Source organism: Cellulosimicrobium cellulans (assembly GCF_016907755.1).
GTDB lineage: Bacteria > Actinomycetota > Actinomycetes > Actinomycetales > Cellulomonadaceae > Cellulosimicrobium > Cellulosimicrobium cellulans_D.
The window spans coordinates 666,330-683,374 of the sequence record NZ_JAFBCN010000001.1 but is presented as its reverse complement, the minus strand read 5'-3'; the positions used below and the strand labels follow the sequence as shown (position 1 = coordinate 683,374).

Genomic DNA, 17,045 nt, shown 5'->3' with positions numbered 1-17,045 from the left:
GAGCTCTGACGGTGCGGGACGCGCCACGCACGTCAGCGACTCAGGTCGCGAGGCGACCCGGGGTCCTGACGGGTGTGCGGAGGCGGAGGGGCGTCAGCGGCGACGGGGGGTCAGCGACACAGCGCGCTGGCGACTCGACGGAGGTCGACGTCGCGGCGCTGGGTGAGCTGCCAGGCAGGCACGCTGACGAACACGAAGGTTCTCCCGGAACGGTGGGTTCTCGCTGGAAAGCGGGCAGACGGACGCCCGCGGCAACCGATCATACCTGCTAGTACGCAACGACCCGACCGCGGACCCTATTCCCCGTGCCTCGCGAGATGGCGATCCGCCGCCGAGACAATGACGCCCGGCACCGATCTTCCGGGGTCCGGGGCCGGGCGTCGCTCTCTCGCGAGATCAGGCGTTGGGCGCGTCCAGGAACGCGTGCAGGAGCGGACCTGCGGTGACGGCGCCACCGTCGCCCGTCTCGACGAACACGGCGACCGCGAGGTCGCCCTGGGTCGCGATCATCCAGGCGTGCGACTGGCTGCCGTCGCCGTACTGCGCGGTGCCCGTCTTGGCGCCCGGCTCGCCCGGGAGGTCCTGGAGGATGGACGCGGAGCCCTCGGTGACGACGGCGCGCATGAGGCCGCGCAGCGTCGTCGCCTCCTCCTCGGTGAGGGTACCCGCCGGCTCCTCGTCGGCGACGGTCTGCACGGCCGGGTGGACCAGGACGGGCGACACGGTGTGCCCGGCGGCGACGCTCGCCGCGACCGTCGCCATCGCGAGCGGCGACGCCTGGACCTTGCCCTGCCCGATCATCGACGCCGCGTGCTCGGTGCCCTGCGAGTCGGTCGGGACGTCGCCGAAGAACGCGGGCGTGCCCAGCTCGGACTCGACGCCGAGCCCGAGCGACGCCGCGGCGTCGTGCAGCGCCTGCTGCGTCACCGTGTCCCGCTGCCCGATCATCGCGGTGTTGCACGAGTTGGCGAACGCGGTGCGCAGCGGCACGTCGCCCAGGGCCGCCGTCGGGTAGCCCGGGACGTTCTGGAACTCGCGACCGTCCACGGAGATCGTGGGCGGGCACGCGACGGTCGTGTCGGGCGTGAGCCCCGCGCGCAGCATCGCGAGCGTCGTCGCGACCTTGAACGTCGAGCCCGGCGCGTACTGTCCGGTCGTCGCGGTCGAGAGCCCCTCGCCTGCCGTCGAGCTCGCCGCGGCCAGCACCGCACCCGTCGAGGGCTGGATCGCGACGATCGCGCTCGGCCCCTGCCCGGCCAGCACCGCCTCGGCCGCGACCTGCATGTCCGGCCGGAGGGTCGTGCTCAGCGGGGTACCGTCCACCGGGTCGACGGAGAAGACCTCGGTCGTCTCCCCCTCCGCGTCGCCCTCGCCCGGCACGACCTCGATCGACAGGCCCGGGACGCCCCGGAGCTGCTCGTCGTACTGGCGCTGGAGGCCGGAGAGACCGACCTGGTCGCCCGCGGCGATCGCCCCCTCGGACTCGTCGACGATCTCCGCCGTCGCGTCCCCCACGCGCCCGAGGATCGGGCGCGCGAACTCGCGCGTCGGCGCGAGCGGCAGCTCGTCGTCGACCACGCGGACCCCGTCGACGCCGCGCGCCGCGTCGACGTCCACGCCCGCGGTGTCCTCCGTACGCACCGTGATCGCCTCGACGAACGCCTTCTCCCCCGCGCCCGCGACGCGCTGCGCGTACTCCTCGGGGTCGAGCCCGACGACCGCGGCGAGCTCGCGCGCGGCGCGGTCCCACGCGCCGGAGGCGACGAGGGTCTTGTCGACGCCGATCCGGTAGACCGGCCGGTCCTGGACGATCGGGACGTCGTCGGCGCCGAGGATGCCCGCGCGCACGGCGGGCACGCGGTTCACCGCGATCCGGTCGCCCTGGCCGAGCTCGGGCACGAGCACGTCCGGCTCCCACACGACGTCCCACGCCCCGGGCCCGTCCTCGCCGTCGGCCGCCTCCGCGAACGACAGCTCCGCCGTCGTCGTGTACTCCCAGGCCTGCTCCCCGGCGACCTCCCAGCGGTAGGCGAGCGTCGCCGTCGCGCGGTCGCCCGCGTCGTCGCCCTCCTCGACGACGTCCACCGCCGAGACCTCGACCGTGCGCTCGTACGGCGCGAGCGGCTCGAGCACCGCCTCGAGGTGGGCCTGGACGTCCTTCGCGGCGCCGTTGCGGAACTCCAGCGCGCTCACATCACCCGCCTGGATCGCCTGCGCGAGCGCGTCCGCCGCGTCCTGCGCCTCCGGGCGGTCGGGCGTGCAGGCCGCGAGTGGCAGCGCGAGGACCGGGGCGAGCGCGGCGGCCGAGACCCAGCGCACGACCCGGTGCCGGACGCGCGGCCCGACCTGCGTGCTCGTTCGACCGTGGACGTGCGCGACGCTGCTCACCGGCTGCTCCCCTGGGTTTCCGGGCGGTTCGGGACGGGAGGGACGCTACCCCACGCCTCGGACGACCCGGACGTCCGGAACGAACCGGCCCGGTTCGTCCTCCGCTTCTTCACGCCGGGCGCGCGACGGTGGAGCCGCCGGGCCGTCAGTCCGGGGTGACCGGGCTGATCGCGTACCAGAGGCGGACGCTCTCGTCGCCTCCCGGCCCGGGCTCGTGGCTGATCTGCACGGACGTGACGACGTCGCCGTTGGAACCGTTGATGCCGGTGCGCTCGCGCGTCCCGCCCGCGCGCGACGCGTCGAGCGACGCGGGCAGCTCGTCGAGCCAGCGGTCCACCTGGGAGCGGGGGAGGCCGAGGACCTCGGCGTCGGCGACGAGCTGGTCGTGGACCGCCTGCCCGCCGGACAGGGTGCGGAACACGTTGATCGTGCTCACGTAGCCGCGGCGGGGCTGGATCGTCAGCTCCTCGGCCGTCGTCGACCACGTCCCGTCGGGGAGGGTCAGCTCGACCTGCGCCGCGCCGTCGGGCACCCGCACGACGGCCTGCGACTCGCCCAGCCCCACGGACTCCGCGGTGATCGGCCTGCTCACGTCCCAGCGCATGGGCTCGCCCCTCTCGATGTCCTCGATCGTCGTCGTCCCGGCCTCGTCGCCCGACGACGTCCCGCCGGTCGCCGTGCTCGTCCCGCCCGGGCTCGTGGTCGCGTCGTCCGGGCCGCCGAACGTCACCGTGCACGCCGCCAGGACGAGCGACCCGGCGAGCATGACGATCGCAGCCCGCGCCGCCGCCCGTTGCCGCCCGCCCGGGTCGAGCCGGCTCACTGGTCCACGTCCACGTCCCACTCGGTCAGTCTGTCAAGGATGCGGCCGACGCGGGCGGGGTTGGTGAGCCGGTAGTCGTCGATGCGGTCGGACACGTCGGTGCCGATGATCTGCGCGGCCTGGTCCGGGTGCTGGGTGACGAGCTGCTGGTACGCGGGCAACGTGTCGTTCGAGATGTACTCCCAGCGCGTCGCCTGGTCGGCAATGTTGCCGCCCGGGAGCGGCGTCTCCACCGTCACCGTGCCCTGCACGGGGTTGTCGAACGAGATGCCCGTGAACGGGATGCCGATGTTCTCCGGGCCGGGCGTCTCGACGCTCACCGTGAAGGGGTCGTACTGCGCGTACGTGCCCGCGCCCGGGATGGACGGCTCCCCGACGAGCGTCATGAGATAGGTGAACGCCTCGCCCGTGACGGGGTGGCCGCGCATGGTCTGCCAGTCGTCGGCGATGATCTGGTTCTGCTCGCGCCACAGCAGCGCGGTGTTGCCGTCCGCGAGCGCCTGCGCGTCGCCGCCGCGTCCGGCCTCGATGTCCGACCAGGCCTGGTACGCGGCGTCGTCGATGACGCCGGCCTCGAGCAGCCGCTCCATCTCCTCCATGCCGCCGTTGAGGTACGCCTCGTGCATGACGGCCTGGTCGACGAAGATCTCGCGCTGCATCGAGAGGAACTGGTTCTCGTAGAACCCGAGCTCGGCGTCGGACATGGTCGCGATCGCCTCGAGGGCCGCGCGGTCGACGCCGGGCGGGAGCGCCTGGGCGCCGGTCGCGACGCCCTGCGCGAGCTGTCGCATCATGTCGAGGTCGAAGAACCCGGCGGCGAAGGACGGCCCGATCATCGCGGCCATGCCCGCCCACTGCATCCACGGGTTGTCGAGGTACAGCTCGCCGTAATAGGTGTAGACGCCCTCGATGATCTCGCGGTTCGCGGACGCCCCGGCGGACGGGTCCCATTCGGCGAAGTCGAAGCCCGCCTCACCGGCGGCGACGCGGGTCCAGTGCGCGACGGCGAGGTCGGAGAACCCCGGGGAGTCGGGGTCGACGCCGAGCCGCACCATCTGGGCGTAGAGCGCGGCGACCTGGGCGTCCGTCGCGTTCTCCAGCCACTCGGCGCGCTCGCTCGCGTCCATCGCGGCGTACTCGCCCGGGGTGGGCGTGGGGACGGTCTGCTGGGGGCCGCCGAGGCCCGACGTCGGACCACCGCCCGGGCCGCCTGGGGTGCCGCCCCCGTCGCTGCTCGCGGACTCCTGCTGGTCGGCGTCGGCGGCGAGCTGGTCGGCCGCGGCGTCGAGGAGGGTCGCGGTGGTCGCCAGCGAGGGACCGAGGCTCGCGGCCCAGTCGTTGCGGAACTCCGCGGCGTCGGGGCCCTCCCACCGGGTCGCGGCGTCGACGACGGACGCCACCTGCGCCCGGTGGGTCCGCAGCGCGTCCGCACCCCCGCGCAGGGTCGACGCGAGCGCGCGCAGCGCCCGGACGTCCGCGCCCCACAAGCCGCTCATGCCGTCTCCTCCCCGCACCTGCGCGTGTCCTCTCACGCGCACGTGTCGACAGCCTCGTCTCGACGGTCGCACGCCGACGCTACGCGGCGCGGGCGCCTGTCGCGATGGGGAGCACTGCCCATCCTGACCGCCAGGAGGAACGGAGCGCAATGATTGGATGAAGACCGGGAGATTTCCCCCATCTCCTTGACCCCGAGGCGCACTTCCGCCACATTGGTCGGTGACACATCGGATGATTCCTGGGCCCTGGCGTAGTCCGAGCGCCGAACCCGACCGACCGCGGCGCACCGACGCGCCGCCCTTGGAGGCCACTGATGTCCCGAGTCCGACCCTTCGCGCGACCCGCCGGCGCCCGCCGGCTCGTCGCCGCGACCGCAGCCGGGGCGCTGGCGGTGCCGCTCGCGCTCCTGGCGGCGCCCGCGTCCGGGGCGAGCGCCCCGACGTCGGGCACGCTAGGTGCCGTGACCGCACCCGGCGCGACGATCCCCGGCGACCCCGACACCATCTGGTTCGACGAGCCCCTGAACACGGCGGCGTCGAACCTCCAGCAGGAGTGGGAGCAGCGCGCGCTGCCCATCGGCAACGGCGCGATGGGCGCCACCGTCTTCGGCGGCGTCGCGCGCGAGCAGCTCCAGCTCAACGAGAAGACCCTGTGGACCGGTGGCCCCGGAGCCTCCGGCTACAACTTCGGGAACTGGACCACCCCGCGGCCGGACGCGATCCAGCAGGTCCGCGACCGGATCGACGCCGAGGGGAGCGTCAGCCCCGAGGAGGTCGCCTCCGTGCTCGGCCAGCCGAAGACGAACTTCGGCTCCTACCAGACGTACGGCGACCTGGTGCTGGAGATGGCGGGCCAGAACGGCACCGCCACCGACTACCGCCGGGCGCTCGACATCGGCGACGCCGTCGTCACGACGACCTACGACCTCGACGGGACGACGTACACGCGCGAGTACTTCGCGAGCGCGGCCGACGACGTCGTCGTCGTGCGGCTCACGGCCGACGAGCCGGGCGCGATCGGCTTCGAGGCGCGGCTCGACCTGCCGTCGGGCCGGTCGAACGTCGCGCAGACCGCTGCGGGCGGCCGGATCACGACGTCCGGGACCCTCACCAACAACGGCCTGCGGTTCGCGTCGCAGGCGCAGGTACTCACCGACGGCGGCACCCGGACCGACGGCGCGAACGGCCGCGTCACGGTCGCGGGCGCCGACTCCGCGACGATCGTCTTCTCCGCCGCGACCGACTACGAGGGCGAGTACCCGGCGTACCGCAGCGGCGTCGCGCCGCTGGACGTCGTGACGCCCCGCGTCGACGCCGCCGCCGGGAAGGGCGTCGACGCGCTCCGCAAGGCGCACCTCGCCGACTACCGCGAGCTCTACGAGCGCGTGCGGCTCGACCTCGGCGCCGAGCTGCCCGACGTCCCGACCGACGAGCTCCTCGCCGCCTACCGGGCGGGAACGACGCCCGAGAACCAGCGCGCGCTCGAGGCGCTGTACTTCCAGTTCGGGCGCTACCTGCTCGTCTCCTCGTCGCGCGACGGGTCGCTGCCCGCGAACCTGCAGGGTGTGTGGAACCGCGTCAACAACCCGCCGTGGGACGCCGACTACCACGTGAACATCAACCTGCAGATGAACTACTGGCCGGCCGAGACGACGAACCTCTCCGAGACGACCGCCCCGCTGTTCGACTACGTGGACTCGATGGTCGCGCCCGGCGAGGTGACCGCGAGCACGATGTACGGCGCGGACGGCTGGGTCGTCGGCAACGAGACGAACCCGTACGGGTTCACGGGCCTGCACCAGTACCCGCAGTCCTTCTGGCAGCCCGACGCCGCGGCGTGGCTCGCGCAGCACTACTGGGAGCACTACCTGTTCACGGGCGACGAGGAGTTCCTCGCGGAGCGTGCCTACCCCATGCTGAGGTCGGTGTCGGAGTTCTGGTTCGACTTCCTCGTCGTCGACCCGCGCGACGGCTCGCTCGTCGTGACCCCGAGCTACTCGCCCGAGCAGGGCGACTTCACCGCGGGCGCGGCGATCTCGCAGCAGATCGTCACGCAGCACCTCGCCAACACCGCCGCGGCGGCCGAGGCGCTCGGCGAGACCGACACCGCGTTCCTCGACGAGCTCGCCGCGACGCGCGCCGACCTCGACCCCGGCCTGCGCGTCGGGTCGTGGGGCCAGCTCCAGGAGTGGAAGGAGGACCTCGACGAGCCCAACAACACCCACCGGCACGTGAGCCACCTCTGGGCCCTGTTCCCGGGCGGGGCCGTCTCGCCGTCGTCGTCCCCGGACCTCGCGGCAGCAGCACGCGTGTCGCTCGACGGCCGCGGCGACGGTGGCACCGGCTGGAGCAAGGCCTGGAAGGTCAACTTCTGGGCGCGCCTCCTCGACGGCGACCGCGCGCACAAGCTCCTGCGCGAGCAGCTCACCGGCAGCACGCTCGACAACCTGTGGGACAACCACCCGCCGTTCCAGATCGACGGCAACTTCGGCGGCACCTCCGGCGTGGCCGAGATGCTGCTCCAGAGCCAGGACGGCGTCGTCGACGTGCTCCCGGCGCTGCCCTCGGCCTGGGCGGAGGGGTCGTACACCGGGCTCGTCGCCCGTGGTGGTACCGAGGTCGACGCCGCCTGGACCGGGGGCGCGGCGCGTGAGGTCACGCTCCACCCGTCGCGCGACGGCGACCTGACCGTCCGCAGCCCGCTCTTCGCCTCGGGCGCGTACACGCTGGTCGACGGCGACGGGTCGCCCGTCGAGCACGCGCGCGACGGCGCGGAAGTGACGTTCGCGGCGTCCGCGGGGGCGACCTACACGGCGTCCGCGCTCGCGACCGTGGGCGTCACGGCCCCCGGGAGCGCGACGACGGGCGACGTCGTGGACGTGGTGGCGACGGTGTCCGCCGTGGGCGACGCGGCGATCGAGGGTGGCGAGCTCGCGCTCGTGCTCCCTGCGGTCGAGGACGGCCAGGCGGCCTGGTCCGCCGAGCCGGCGGGCGTCGACCTCGAGACCGTCCCGGCGGGCGGGTCGCGCGACGTCTCCTTCCGCGTCACCGTCGGCGCGGGCGGTGCGTCCGGGACGTCCGCCGTCGTCGCCCGCCTCGCCGCGGGCGGGGGGACGGTCGAGGGCCGGGCCGCGATCGCGGTCCGGCCGCCGTCGCCGTGCCCCGCACCGCCCACGGGCGACACGCTGCTCGCGTGGGACCTCGGCGCGGACCCGCTCACGGACGCGTCCGGCCACGGGCGCACCCCGCGCGTCGTCGGGACGGGTGCCGTGCTCGCCGAGGGGCCGACGGGCTCGGCCCAGACGCTCGGGCCGAACACCTACGCCGCGAGCGAGCCGTTCCAGCTCGGGTACCTCTACCAGGCGTCGTTCGCGGGGGAGTTCCGCATCGACGCCGGGCAGTCGTCGTACCGGCGCCTGTTCGACGCGCAGCCGGTCGGGCAGGACGCCGACGGCATCCTCGTCGACCTCACGCCGTCGAACAACGTCCGGGTCATCACGGCCGGGACCGGCACCACGACCCCGGTCACGGTGCCCACGGGCCGCTGGTTCGACCTCGTCGTGACCATCGGCGAGAACGGCGCGATCACGGTGTACGTGGACGGCGTCGCCCGCCCGGGCGGCACGGTCGGTGGGTACGACGCGATCAACGGGTGCCAGACGCGCCCGTTCCACGTCGGCGCCAACCAGGGCGGCGGCGAGGTCCAGCGCGGCGCCGTGGACCGCGTCGCGGTCTTCGCCCGCGCGCTCACCGCGGACGAGGTCGCGACGTGGCAGGAGCTCGCGTTCGACGCCGAGGACCCGGGGCCGGACGTCAGCGTCGAGGTGCAGACGCGCTGCCTCGCCGGCCGTGCGTACGTCGCGGTCCGCGCGACCAACGACGACGACGTCCCGCTCGACGTGACCCTCGAGACGCCGTACGGCACGCGCACGGTGGCGGACGTCGCACCGGGCGCGAACGCGTACCAGTCGTTCTCGGTCCGGTCGGCCGCGGTCGGGGCGGGTACCGCCACGGTGACCGCGCGGGTGCCGGCCGACGGCCCGGTGACGACGCACGACGTCGCCTTCGAGGGCCGCGACTGCTGACGTCGCGGACCAGCTCGACGACGCACGGGCCCCGGGTCTCCCACGACCGGGGCCCGTGCGTCGCGCGGGACCGTCGGACATCCGCAGCGCGGCGCACTGACAGGCTCCGTGTGAGCGTCACTCATTCGATGTCTCGACGCAGATTGGTCGGACGATCCTTGACCTTCCGGCAAGAACTGCCTAGATTGAGACCAGTCATCAGATGTATTCCGCGGTCTCCCGCGGGGACGGCGAGGGGTACGCATGGCGAGGATCACGCGGGTCGAGATCGAGGACGTCCGCTTCCCGACGTCGCTCACGGCCGACGGCTCGGACGCGATGAACAAGGACGCGGACTACTCCGCCGCCTACGTCGTGCTCCGCACCGACGCGACCGACGGGTCCGGGGAACCGCTCGCAGGCCACGGCCTGACGTTCACCATCGGCCGCGGCAACGACATCGTCGCCGAGGCCGCGCGTCAGCAGGCGAGCGCGCTCGTCGGCCGCGACGTCGACGAGCTCGCCGCGGACATGGGAGGCGTGTACCGCACCCTGACCTCCGACTCGCAGCTGCGCTGGCTCGGCCCGGAGAAGGGCGTCGTGCACCTCTCCGTGGCGGCGGTGCTCAACGCGACGTGGGACCTCGTCGCCCGCCGCGCCGGCAAGCCGCTCTGGCGCCTGCTCGCCGACCTGACGCCCCGAGAGCTCGTCGCCGTCGCCGACCTGCGCTACCTCTCCGACGCGCTCACCGCGGACGAGGCCGTCGCCCTGCTCGAGGCCAAGGCCGCGACGAAGGCCGAGCGGATCGCCCACCTCGAGCGCACCGGCTACCCCGTCTACACGACGTCGGCCGGCTGGCTCGGGTACGACGACGAGAAGCTGCGGCGCCTGTGCCAGGAGGCCGTCGACGCCGGGTACGGACACATCAAGCTCAAGGTGGGCGCCGACCTCGCGGACGACGTGCGCCGCCTGACGATCGCTCGCGAGGTGATCGGCCCCGACCGCACGCTCATGGTCGACGCGAACCAGGTGTGGGACGTGCCGCAGGCGATCGAGTGGATGGCCGCGCTCGCGCCGTTCGACCCCCTGTGGATCGAGGAGCCCACCTCCCCCGACGACGTGCTCGGGCACGCCGCGATCCGGCGCGCCGTCGCGCCGATCGGCGTCGCGACCGGCGAGCACTGCCACAACCGGGTCATGTTCAAGCAGTTCTTCCAGGCGGAGGCGATCGACTTCTGCCAGCTCGACACCGGCCGCCTCGCGAGCGTCAACGAGATCGTCGCCGTCCTGCTCCTCGCCGCGAAGTTCGGCGTGCCCGTGTGCCCGCACGCGGGCGGCGTGGGGCTGTGCGAGATGGTGCAGCACGTGTCCGTGCTCGACTACGTCGCGGTCGCCGGCGACCTGACCGGCCGCGTGACCGAGTTCGTGGACCACCTCCACGAGCACTTCACCGACCCGTGCGTCGTCGCGGACACCGGAGCCGGCAGCGGCTACGTCCTCCCGTCACGACCCGGGTACTCGACGCAGATGCACGCCGCGTCCGTCGCCCAGTACCGGTTCCCCGGCGGCACGTACTGGACGGGACGACGCGCGGGCGCGGCACCCGACCACGGCGTGCAGTCATCGGAGGAATCTGTCGCCCCCGTGCTGCGATAGGCGATACTGCACCCATGTCCCGCACGGATGAGGTCGTCGACGGCATCAGGCGCATGATCCTCGACGGACAGCTCGGTCCCGGCGACCGGCTGCCCGTCGAGAAGGACCTCGCCGAGGCGCTCGGCGTCTCGCGCGGCTCCCTCCGCGAGGGCGTCCGCGCCCTCTCCATCCTCGGCATCGTCGACACCCGCCAGGGCGACGGCACGTACGTCACGAGCCTCGACCCCCGGCGGCTCCTGTCGCCCATGGGCTTCGTCGTCGACCTGCAGGGCGACGGCAGCGCGCTCCCCTTCCACCACGTGCGCCGCATCCTCGAGACCGAGGCCGCCGGGCTCGCCGCGACCCACATTACGGACGAGGCCCTCGCCGAGGCCCGCGGCGTCCTCGACCAGGTCGAGGAGATCCTGCGCGAGCCCGCCGTCGACCACGAGCGCTTCATCGAGACCGACATCGCGTTCCACCGCATCATCGCCGTGCACTCCGGGAACCCCGTCCTCGCCGCGCTCGTCGAGTCGCTCGCCAGCCGGACCGTGCGCGAGCGCCTCTGGCGCGGCCTCCACGAGGAGGGCGCCGAGGAGCGGACGCACGGCGAGCACGAGGCCATCTGGCGCGCGCTCGCCGCGCACGACCCCGAGCGCGCACGCCTGCGCATGGCGAACCACCTCCTCGGCGTCGAGGAGTCCCTCCCCCGCGTCCCGGACGACCTCCCCGACGACGACGCCTGACCTCCGCCAGGGCCTCCCCCGAGGTAGAGCCCTGGTCGGCCGAGGTAGACCCCCGGTCTGCCGAGGTAGAGCCGTGGACGGGCTTTCAGGCGCGGGGTCGGGTCCGCGGCGCGGGTGGCCTCGGAGCTCGGGGCTGCGGCGCCGTCACCCCGACCCGTCGGCCGTCGGCTTGTGGAGCGCCGCTCTGACGCCCCTTCGCTTCCGAGCCCACCCCCACCGCTCGGCCGTCGGCCCACCATGGCCCGACGAAGCGACAGCGACAGACGGCAAGCGGATGCGCTCGTGGGAAGGGGCAGACGAGACCGACACCGCGGGCAGTCGCCCGGGTGCGCGACGACCAGGGCGAGACGACACCGGTCGGGGTGGGTGGTGGTGCCGCGTCGTGGCGGGCCTGGCGGGAGCCGCGAGGAACGAGCGGCGGATGGTAGACGCGGCACCACCACCCACCCCGACCACCCAGGGCGACCACACGCCGTCGGACACAAGAACCACAGTTCTACCTCGACCGACCAGGGCTCTACATCGGCTGACCAGGGCTCTACATCGCGCGACCACGGCTCTACCTCGGCCTACCGGGGCTCTACCTCGCGGGGGAGCGGTCGCCGCACGGCACACGAGATCGACCCGTGCGTCCTGAGATCGACCCTCGGGAGGCCGATCTCAGGACGCACGGGTCGATCTCAGCAGGTGCCCCGCCGGGTCACTCGTAGAGGACCGCGGCGATCTCCTCGTCGTCGATGTTCGTCGCGTCGTACCAGTAGAAGCCGGAGTCGATCACGGGCTCGACGTCCTCGCCGTTGATCGCGGCGACGGCGGCCTTGACGGTCTCGTAGCCGATGCCGACGGGGTTCTGCGTGATCGCGCCGGCCATGAGGCCGTCGCGGATCGCGTCCGTCTGCGCCTTGCCGGAGTCGAAGCCGATGACCGTGAGCGTGCCCGCGGCGCCGAGCTCCTGCACGGCCTTGACGACGCCGGTCGCGGCGCCCTCGTTGGTGCCGTAGATGCCCTTGAGGTCGGGGTTCGCCTGGAGGATCGACTTCGCGGCGTCGGCCGACTTGAGCTGGTCGCCGCCCGCGTACTGCACGTCGACGATCTCGACGTCGGGCGCGTTCTCCTCGATGTAGTCGACGAACCCGGAGACGCGCTGCTGGCCCGTCTGCGACGTCTGGTCGTGGCCGAGCACGGCGATCTTGCCGCTCCCGCCGATGAGCTCGACCATGTGCTTCGCGGCCTCGGCCGCGGCGGCCTCGTTGTCGGTGGAGACCGTGGTGATCGGCACGTCGGACTCCACGCCGGAGTCGAACGCCACGACGGGGATGCCGCGCGACTGCGCGTCCGACATGAGCGGGATCGACGCCTCGGAGTCGAGCGCGGCGAACCCGATCGCGTCGGGGTTCTTGTCGAGCGCGGTCTGGAGCATGGAGAGCTGCTTGTCGACCTCGGTCTCCGTCTCCGGCCCTTCGAAGGTGACCTCGACGCCGAGCTCCTCCGCGGCGTCGTCGGCCCCCTGCTTCACGGCCTGCCAGAACTGGTGCTGGAAGCCCTTGGAGACGAGCGCGACGTACGGCGTGTCGCCGTCGCCGTCGCCGCCGCCGGAACCGGACCCGCCGTCGTCGGCGGAGCTGCACGCGCCCAGCGCGAGCAGGAGGGCTGCGGCGCTCGCGGCGCCGACGTACTTGAGGCGGGCGACCCGGGTGGTCTTCATGAGGTGCTCCTTCGGGGATGACGTCGTCGTCAGGGGAGACGAGGGAGGTGGCGGTGCTGCGGGGTGGGAGCGCGGGGGTCAGGCGTCCTTCCCGCGCCGGAGGATGTCGGTGTAGACGGCGAGGAGGATGACGACGCCGACGGCGACCTTCTGCCACTCCTGCGGGATGGACATGATCCGCAGGCCGTTGGTGAGCGTGGCCATGATGAGCGCGCCGATCACGGTGCCGAGGATCGTCGCCTTGCCGCCGCGCAGGGACGTGCCGCCGATGACGACGGCAGCGATCGCCTCGAGCTCGTACCCGAGCCCGAGGCCGGGCTGGGCGGAGTTGAGCCGGGACGCCATGACGACGCCCGCGAGCCCGGTGAAGACGCCGGCCACGGTGTAGACGACGACCTTCCAGCGCCGGACGTCGATGCCGGAGATCGCGGTCGCCTCCTCGTTGGAGCCGATCGACAGGGCGTACCGGCCGATGAGCGACTTGCTGAGGAGGACCCCCGCGACGGCGGCGGCGGCGAAGAAGATGAGGACGGCGTTCGGCAGGCCGGGGATCAGCTCGCCGAGCGCGATCTGGCCGAAGCCCGCGACGTCGGAGAAGTAGATCGGCTTGGTGCCCGAGATGACGAGCGACAGGCCCTGCGCGACCATCATCGTCGCGAGCGTCGCGATGAACGGCGGGATGCCGAGGAACGACACGTTGAGGCCGTTGACGAGCCCGAGGAGCGCGCCGGCCGCGATGCCGCCGAGCACGCCGACCACGAGCGGCAGGCCCAGGTTGGTGAGGAACACGCCGGTCATGACCGCGCAGAGCGTCATGCCCGTCCCGACGGACAGGTCGATCCCGCCGGTCGCGATGACGAACGTCGCGCCGAGGGCCATGATCCCCGTGACGGCGGTGGCGAGCAGGATGCCCTTGATGTTCGCCCAGTCCAGGAAGTAGGGGCTCGCGATCGAGAAGAAGGCGAAGATCACCACGAGCCCGGCGAACGCGAGGATCTGCTGGAGCTGCTGGCGGTAGCGCGGGCCGCGCGACGCCACGACGGCGTCGGGCAGGGCGTCGGTGACGGTGGTGGTCGAGGTCATCGGGCGTCTCCGGTCGTGGCGAGGAGGTGCTCGGCGCCGCCGAACTGCGTCGCGAGCTCCATGACGTTGTGCTGCGTGGCGTCGGCGTTGTCGAGGACGCCGGTGACCCGGCCCTCGCACATGACGACGATCCGCTCGGACAGGCGCAGGACCTCCGGCAGCTCGGACGAGATCATGACGATCGACTTGCCCTGGTCGGCGAGCGCGCGCAGGAGCTCGTAGATCTCCTCCTTGGCGCCGACGTCGATGCCGCGCGTCGGCTCGTCGACGATCAGCACGTCGCAGTCGCGCACGAGCCACTTGGCGAGCACGACCTTCTGCTGGTTGCCGCCCGAGAGGTTCTTGGTGCGCTGGCGCACCGACGGCGTCTTGATCGCGAGCCGGCGGACCATGTCGGTCGCGACGCGACGTGCGTCCCCGTCGCGGACGAAGCCGGCACGGGTCTCGCGGTCGAGCGAGGAGAGCATGACGTTCGCGGTGACGTCCTGGTCGAGAAGCAGCCCGTACCGCTTGCGGTCCTCGGACAGGTAGCCGATGCCCTGGCGCACGGCGTCGGCGGGGTTGCGCACGTGGATCGCGCGGCCCCGGACCTCGACGTGGCCCGTGCTGCGGTCCGCGCCGACGAGCGCCCGCGCGACCTCCGTGCGGCCCGCGCCCATGAGCCCGGCGAAGCCGAGGATCTCCCCCTCGTGGAGGTCGAAGGAGACGTCCTTGAGCAGCTTCCTGGTGCTGAGCCCCCGGACGGACAGGACCACGGGGCGGCCCTCGGGGGCGGGCGCGGGCCGCACGTCGGTCCGGATCTCGCGCCCCACCATGCGCGCGATCACGTCCCGGACGTCGGTCCCGGGCGTGTCGAGCGTGTCGATGTAGCGGCCGTCCCTCAGGACGGTGATCCGGTCCGAGATCTCCTTGATCTCGTCCATGCGGTGCGAGATGTAGATGACGCCGGTGCTCGGGGTCACGAACCCGCGGATGAGCCGGAAGAGCGTGCGCACCTCGACGTCGTTCAGGGCGGCGGTCGGCTCGTCCATGATGAGGACCTTCGCGTCGAACGACAGCGCCTTGGCGATCTCGACCATCTGCTGCCCGGCGACGCTGAGCTGCGCGACGGGCTGGCGGGGGTCGAGCGGGATCTCGAGGCGACGGAAGAGCTCGGTGGCCCGGCGGACGAGCGCGCGGTCGTCGATGAGCCCGGCGCGCCGGGGCTCGCGCCCGGCGAAGATGTTCTGCGCGACCGAGAGGTCGGGCATGAGGTGGAACTCCTGGTGGATGATGCTGATCCCGCGCTCGTTCGCCTGGCGCGGGGAGCGCACGTCGAGCGGCTCGCCGTCGAGCTCCATGGTCCCGGCGTCGGGCTGGTGGATGCCGGAGAGCAGCTTCATGAGCGTCGACTTGCCGGCGCCGTTCTCGCCGACGAGGGCGAGCACCTCGCCGTGCCGCAGGTCGAGGCGGACGTCGTCGAGCGCCGTGACCCCGGGGAACGCCTTGGTGATGCCCGCGACGCGCAGGAGCGGGGTCCCTGCCGTCGCGGGCGGGTCGCCCGCACGTGCCGTGGGAGTCGGGTCCGTGCTCACGTGAAGCCCCTTTGCTTGGATGTGACCGAGGTCAGTTCTACCGCAGACATCCGATGCATTTCAAGAGTCTGGAGCAGGATTCGCGGATTGTGGCGGGCGTTCCCGGGACCGATCCGCACAAAACGTGCTCAACATCGGATGATTCATCGAACCATCGCGCAGCGGTCAGCCCTGCCGCACGCCCACCGTGAGCATGAGGTTCGCGTACGCCCGCTCGTCCCCGGTCGCGACGAGGAGCGCGACGTCGTCACCCCGCGCGGCGTCGTAGAACGCGAACCGGTCGAGCCCCTGCCAGGCGGCCGACGGCGCCGCCGCGGCCAGCGCGGCGCGGTACCCCGCGTGCGCGGGGACGTCCGCGCCGCGCGCCAGCACGTCGCCCTCGGCCCCCGACGGGACCATCACGGCCGCGGACTCGACAGGGACCGCGTCGAGCAGGACCTCGAGCACCTGGTCGACCGTCACCAGCCCGGGCCGCAGGTTCAGGTGGACGCGGTGCGCCCCCGGACGCACGCCCGTCGAGTGCGGGTAGTTGGCGTCCGCGAGCAGGACGCGGGAGCCGTGCCCCGCGCCCGCGAGCGCGCCGATCTGGCCCGGGTGCAGCAGCGGGTAGCGCAGCACGGGTCCGTCACCGCGCGACCGGGGCGCGGTCGAGCGTCCCCACCGCCGGAGCGGCCGGCACGACGGCGTCCGCGACCACGTGCCGCTGCCGTCCGACACCGGCGATCTCGACCTCCACGACGTCGCCGTCGCGCAGGTACGGGAACCGGCCCGAGAGCGCGACGCCCTGCGGCGTCCCCGTGCAGATCAGGTCTCCGGGCTCGAGGGTCATGTACTGCGACAGGTGCCACACGAGGTACGCGACGTCGAAGATCATGTCCGCCGTCGTGGAGTCCTGGCGCGGCTCGCCGTTGACCCACGAGCGCAGCCGCAGGTCCCCGGCGTCGAGCTCGTCGGCGGGCACGAGCGCCGGGCCCGTGGGCGCGAACCCCGGCCCGCACTTGCCCTTGGACCACTGGCCGAGCGACTCGTCGAGCTGCCAGGCGCGCTCGCTCACGTCGTCGACGGCGGTGTACCCGGCGACGTGCGCGAGCGCCTCCTCGGGCGACGCGAGGTAGCTCGCCGCCCGGCCGATCACGACCCCCAGCTCGACCTCCCAGTCGAGCCTCTCGGCACCCGGCGGGACGGGCAGCGTGTCGTCCGGACCGACGACCGTGTTCGGGTGCTTGAGGAACACGATCGGGGTCGACGGCGGCTCCGCGCCCGACTCCGCGGCGTGCGCGGCGTAGTTCTGCCCGATGCAGATCACGGCCGCGGGCCGGGCCACCGGCGCCCCGCGGCGCAGCCGCTCCGGATCCTGGAGGACGGGCAGCGTCCCCGCGGCGAGCGCGTCGCGCACGCGCGCGACGCCGTCGGCGGCGAGGAACGCGCCGTCGACGTCGGCGGTCAGGGAGCGCAGGTCGTAGGTGGCGCCGGCCTCGGCGACGGCGGGGATCTCGTGGCCGAGGGGCCCCAGGCGGAGCAGGTGCATCAG

At 73.1% G+C, this 17,045-nt stretch carries 12 protein-coding genes; 3 read left to right on the top strand and 9 right to left on the bottom strand.

Annotation, left to right across the window (positions count from 1 at the left end; translation table 11 throughout):
- Nucleotides 1-110: 110 nt before the first annotated feature.
- The 4 genes from JOE63_RS21770 to JOE63_RS02935 form a co-directional block, all read right to left on the bottom strand.
- The gene (locus JOE63_RS21770) at nucleotides 111-263 is read right to left on the bottom strand and encodes a putative leader peptide (protein ID WP_353707135.1); all 153 of its coding nucleotides are present in this window, start codon (nucleotides 261-263) and stop codon (nucleotides 111-113) included.
- A 133-nt stretch (nucleotides 264-396) separates the two neighbouring features.
- Nucleotides 397-2,388 carry a penicillin-binding transpeptidase domain-containing protein gene (locus tag JOE63_RS02945; protein WP_307839912.1) on the bottom strand — a complete coding sequence of 664 codons (1,992 nt, stop codon included), beginning with the start codon at nucleotides 2,386-2,388 and terminating at the stop codon, nucleotides 397-399.
- A 145-nt stretch (nucleotides 2,389-2,533) separates the two neighbouring features.
- Nucleotides 2,534-3,211 carry a hypothetical protein gene (locus JOE63_RS02940; protein WP_204539004.1) on the bottom strand — a complete coding sequence of 226 codons (678 nt, stop codon included), beginning with the start codon at nucleotides 3,209-3,211 and terminating at the stop codon, nucleotides 2,534-2,536.
- Complete coding sequence (locus JOE63_RS02935) at nucleotides 3,208-4,707, bottom strand: WXG100 family type VII secretion target (protein WP_204539001.1); 1,500 nt, start codon at nucleotides 4,705-4,707, stop codon at nucleotides 3,208-3,210. The genes JOE63_RS02940 and JOE63_RS02935 overlap by 4 nt, the downstream gene beginning before the upstream one ends.
- A 314-nt stretch (nucleotides 4,708-5,021) precedes the next feature.
- Between JOE63_RS02935 and JOE63_RS02930 the strand changes: the two genes are divergently transcribed.
- From JOE63_RS02930 to JOE63_RS02920, 3 genes are all read left to right on the top strand, one after another.
- Nucleotides 5,022-8,792 (top strand): glycosyl hydrolase family 95 catalytic domain-containing protein, encoded by a 3,771-nt coding sequence (locus JOE63_RS02930; RefSeq protein ID WP_204538998.1) that lies wholly within the window; start codon nucleotides 5,022-5,024, stop codon nucleotides 8,790-8,792.
- A gap of 243 nt (nucleotides 8,793-9,035) precedes the next feature.
- Entirely contained in the window at nucleotides 9,036-10,427 is a 1,392-nt protein-coding gene (locus JOE63_RS02925; RefSeq protein WP_204538995.1) for an enolase C-terminal domain-like protein, read from the top strand.
- A gap of 14 nt (nucleotides 10,428-10,441) precedes the next feature.
- Nucleotides 10,442-11,152 carry a FadR/GntR family transcriptional regulator gene (locus tag JOE63_RS02920; RefSeq protein WP_204538992.1) on the top strand — a complete coding sequence of 237 codons (711 nt, stop codon included), beginning with the start codon at nucleotides 10,442-10,444 and terminating at the stop codon, nucleotides 11,150-11,152.
- Nucleotides 11,153-11,852: 700 nt separating this feature from the next.
- On the opposite strand, the gene JOE63_RS02915 is transcribed toward JOE63_RS02920, so the two are convergent.
- From JOE63_RS02915 to JOE63_RS02895, 5 genes are all read right to left on the bottom strand, one after another.
- Nucleotides 11,853-12,857, bottom strand: coding sequence for an ABC transporter substrate-binding protein (locus tag JOE63_RS02915; protein WP_204538989.1), 1,005 nt, complete (start codon nucleotides 12,855-12,857; stop codon nucleotides 11,853-11,855).
- Between the two features lie 78 nt (nucleotides 12,858-12,935).
- Nucleotides 12,936-13,940, bottom strand: a complete 1,005-nt coding sequence (locus JOE63_RS02910) for an ABC transporter permease (RefSeq protein ID WP_087470658.1) — start codon at nucleotides 13,938-13,940, stop codon at nucleotides 12,936-12,938.
- Nucleotides 13,937-15,514, bottom strand: a complete 1,578-nt coding sequence (locus JOE63_RS02905; protein ID WP_204538986.1) for a sugar ABC transporter ATP-binding protein — start codon at nucleotides 15,512-15,514, stop codon at nucleotides 13,937-13,939. The genes JOE63_RS02910 and JOE63_RS02905 overlap by 4 nt, the downstream gene beginning before the upstream one ends.
- Nucleotides 15,515-15,679: 165 nt before the next feature.
- Complete coding sequence (locus JOE63_RS02900) at nucleotides 15,680-16,132, bottom strand: RbsD/FucU family protein (RefSeq protein WP_204538983.1); 453 nt, start codon at nucleotides 16,130-16,132, stop codon at nucleotides 15,680-15,682.
- Between the two features lie 7 nt (nucleotides 16,133-16,139).
- Nucleotides 16,140-17,042 (bottom strand): fumarylacetoacetate hydrolase family protein, encoded by a 903-nt coding sequence (locus tag JOE63_RS02895; protein ID WP_204538980.1) that lies wholly within the window; start codon nucleotides 17,040-17,042, stop codon nucleotides 16,140-16,142.
- Nucleotides 17,043-17,045: the final 3 nt, after the last annotated feature.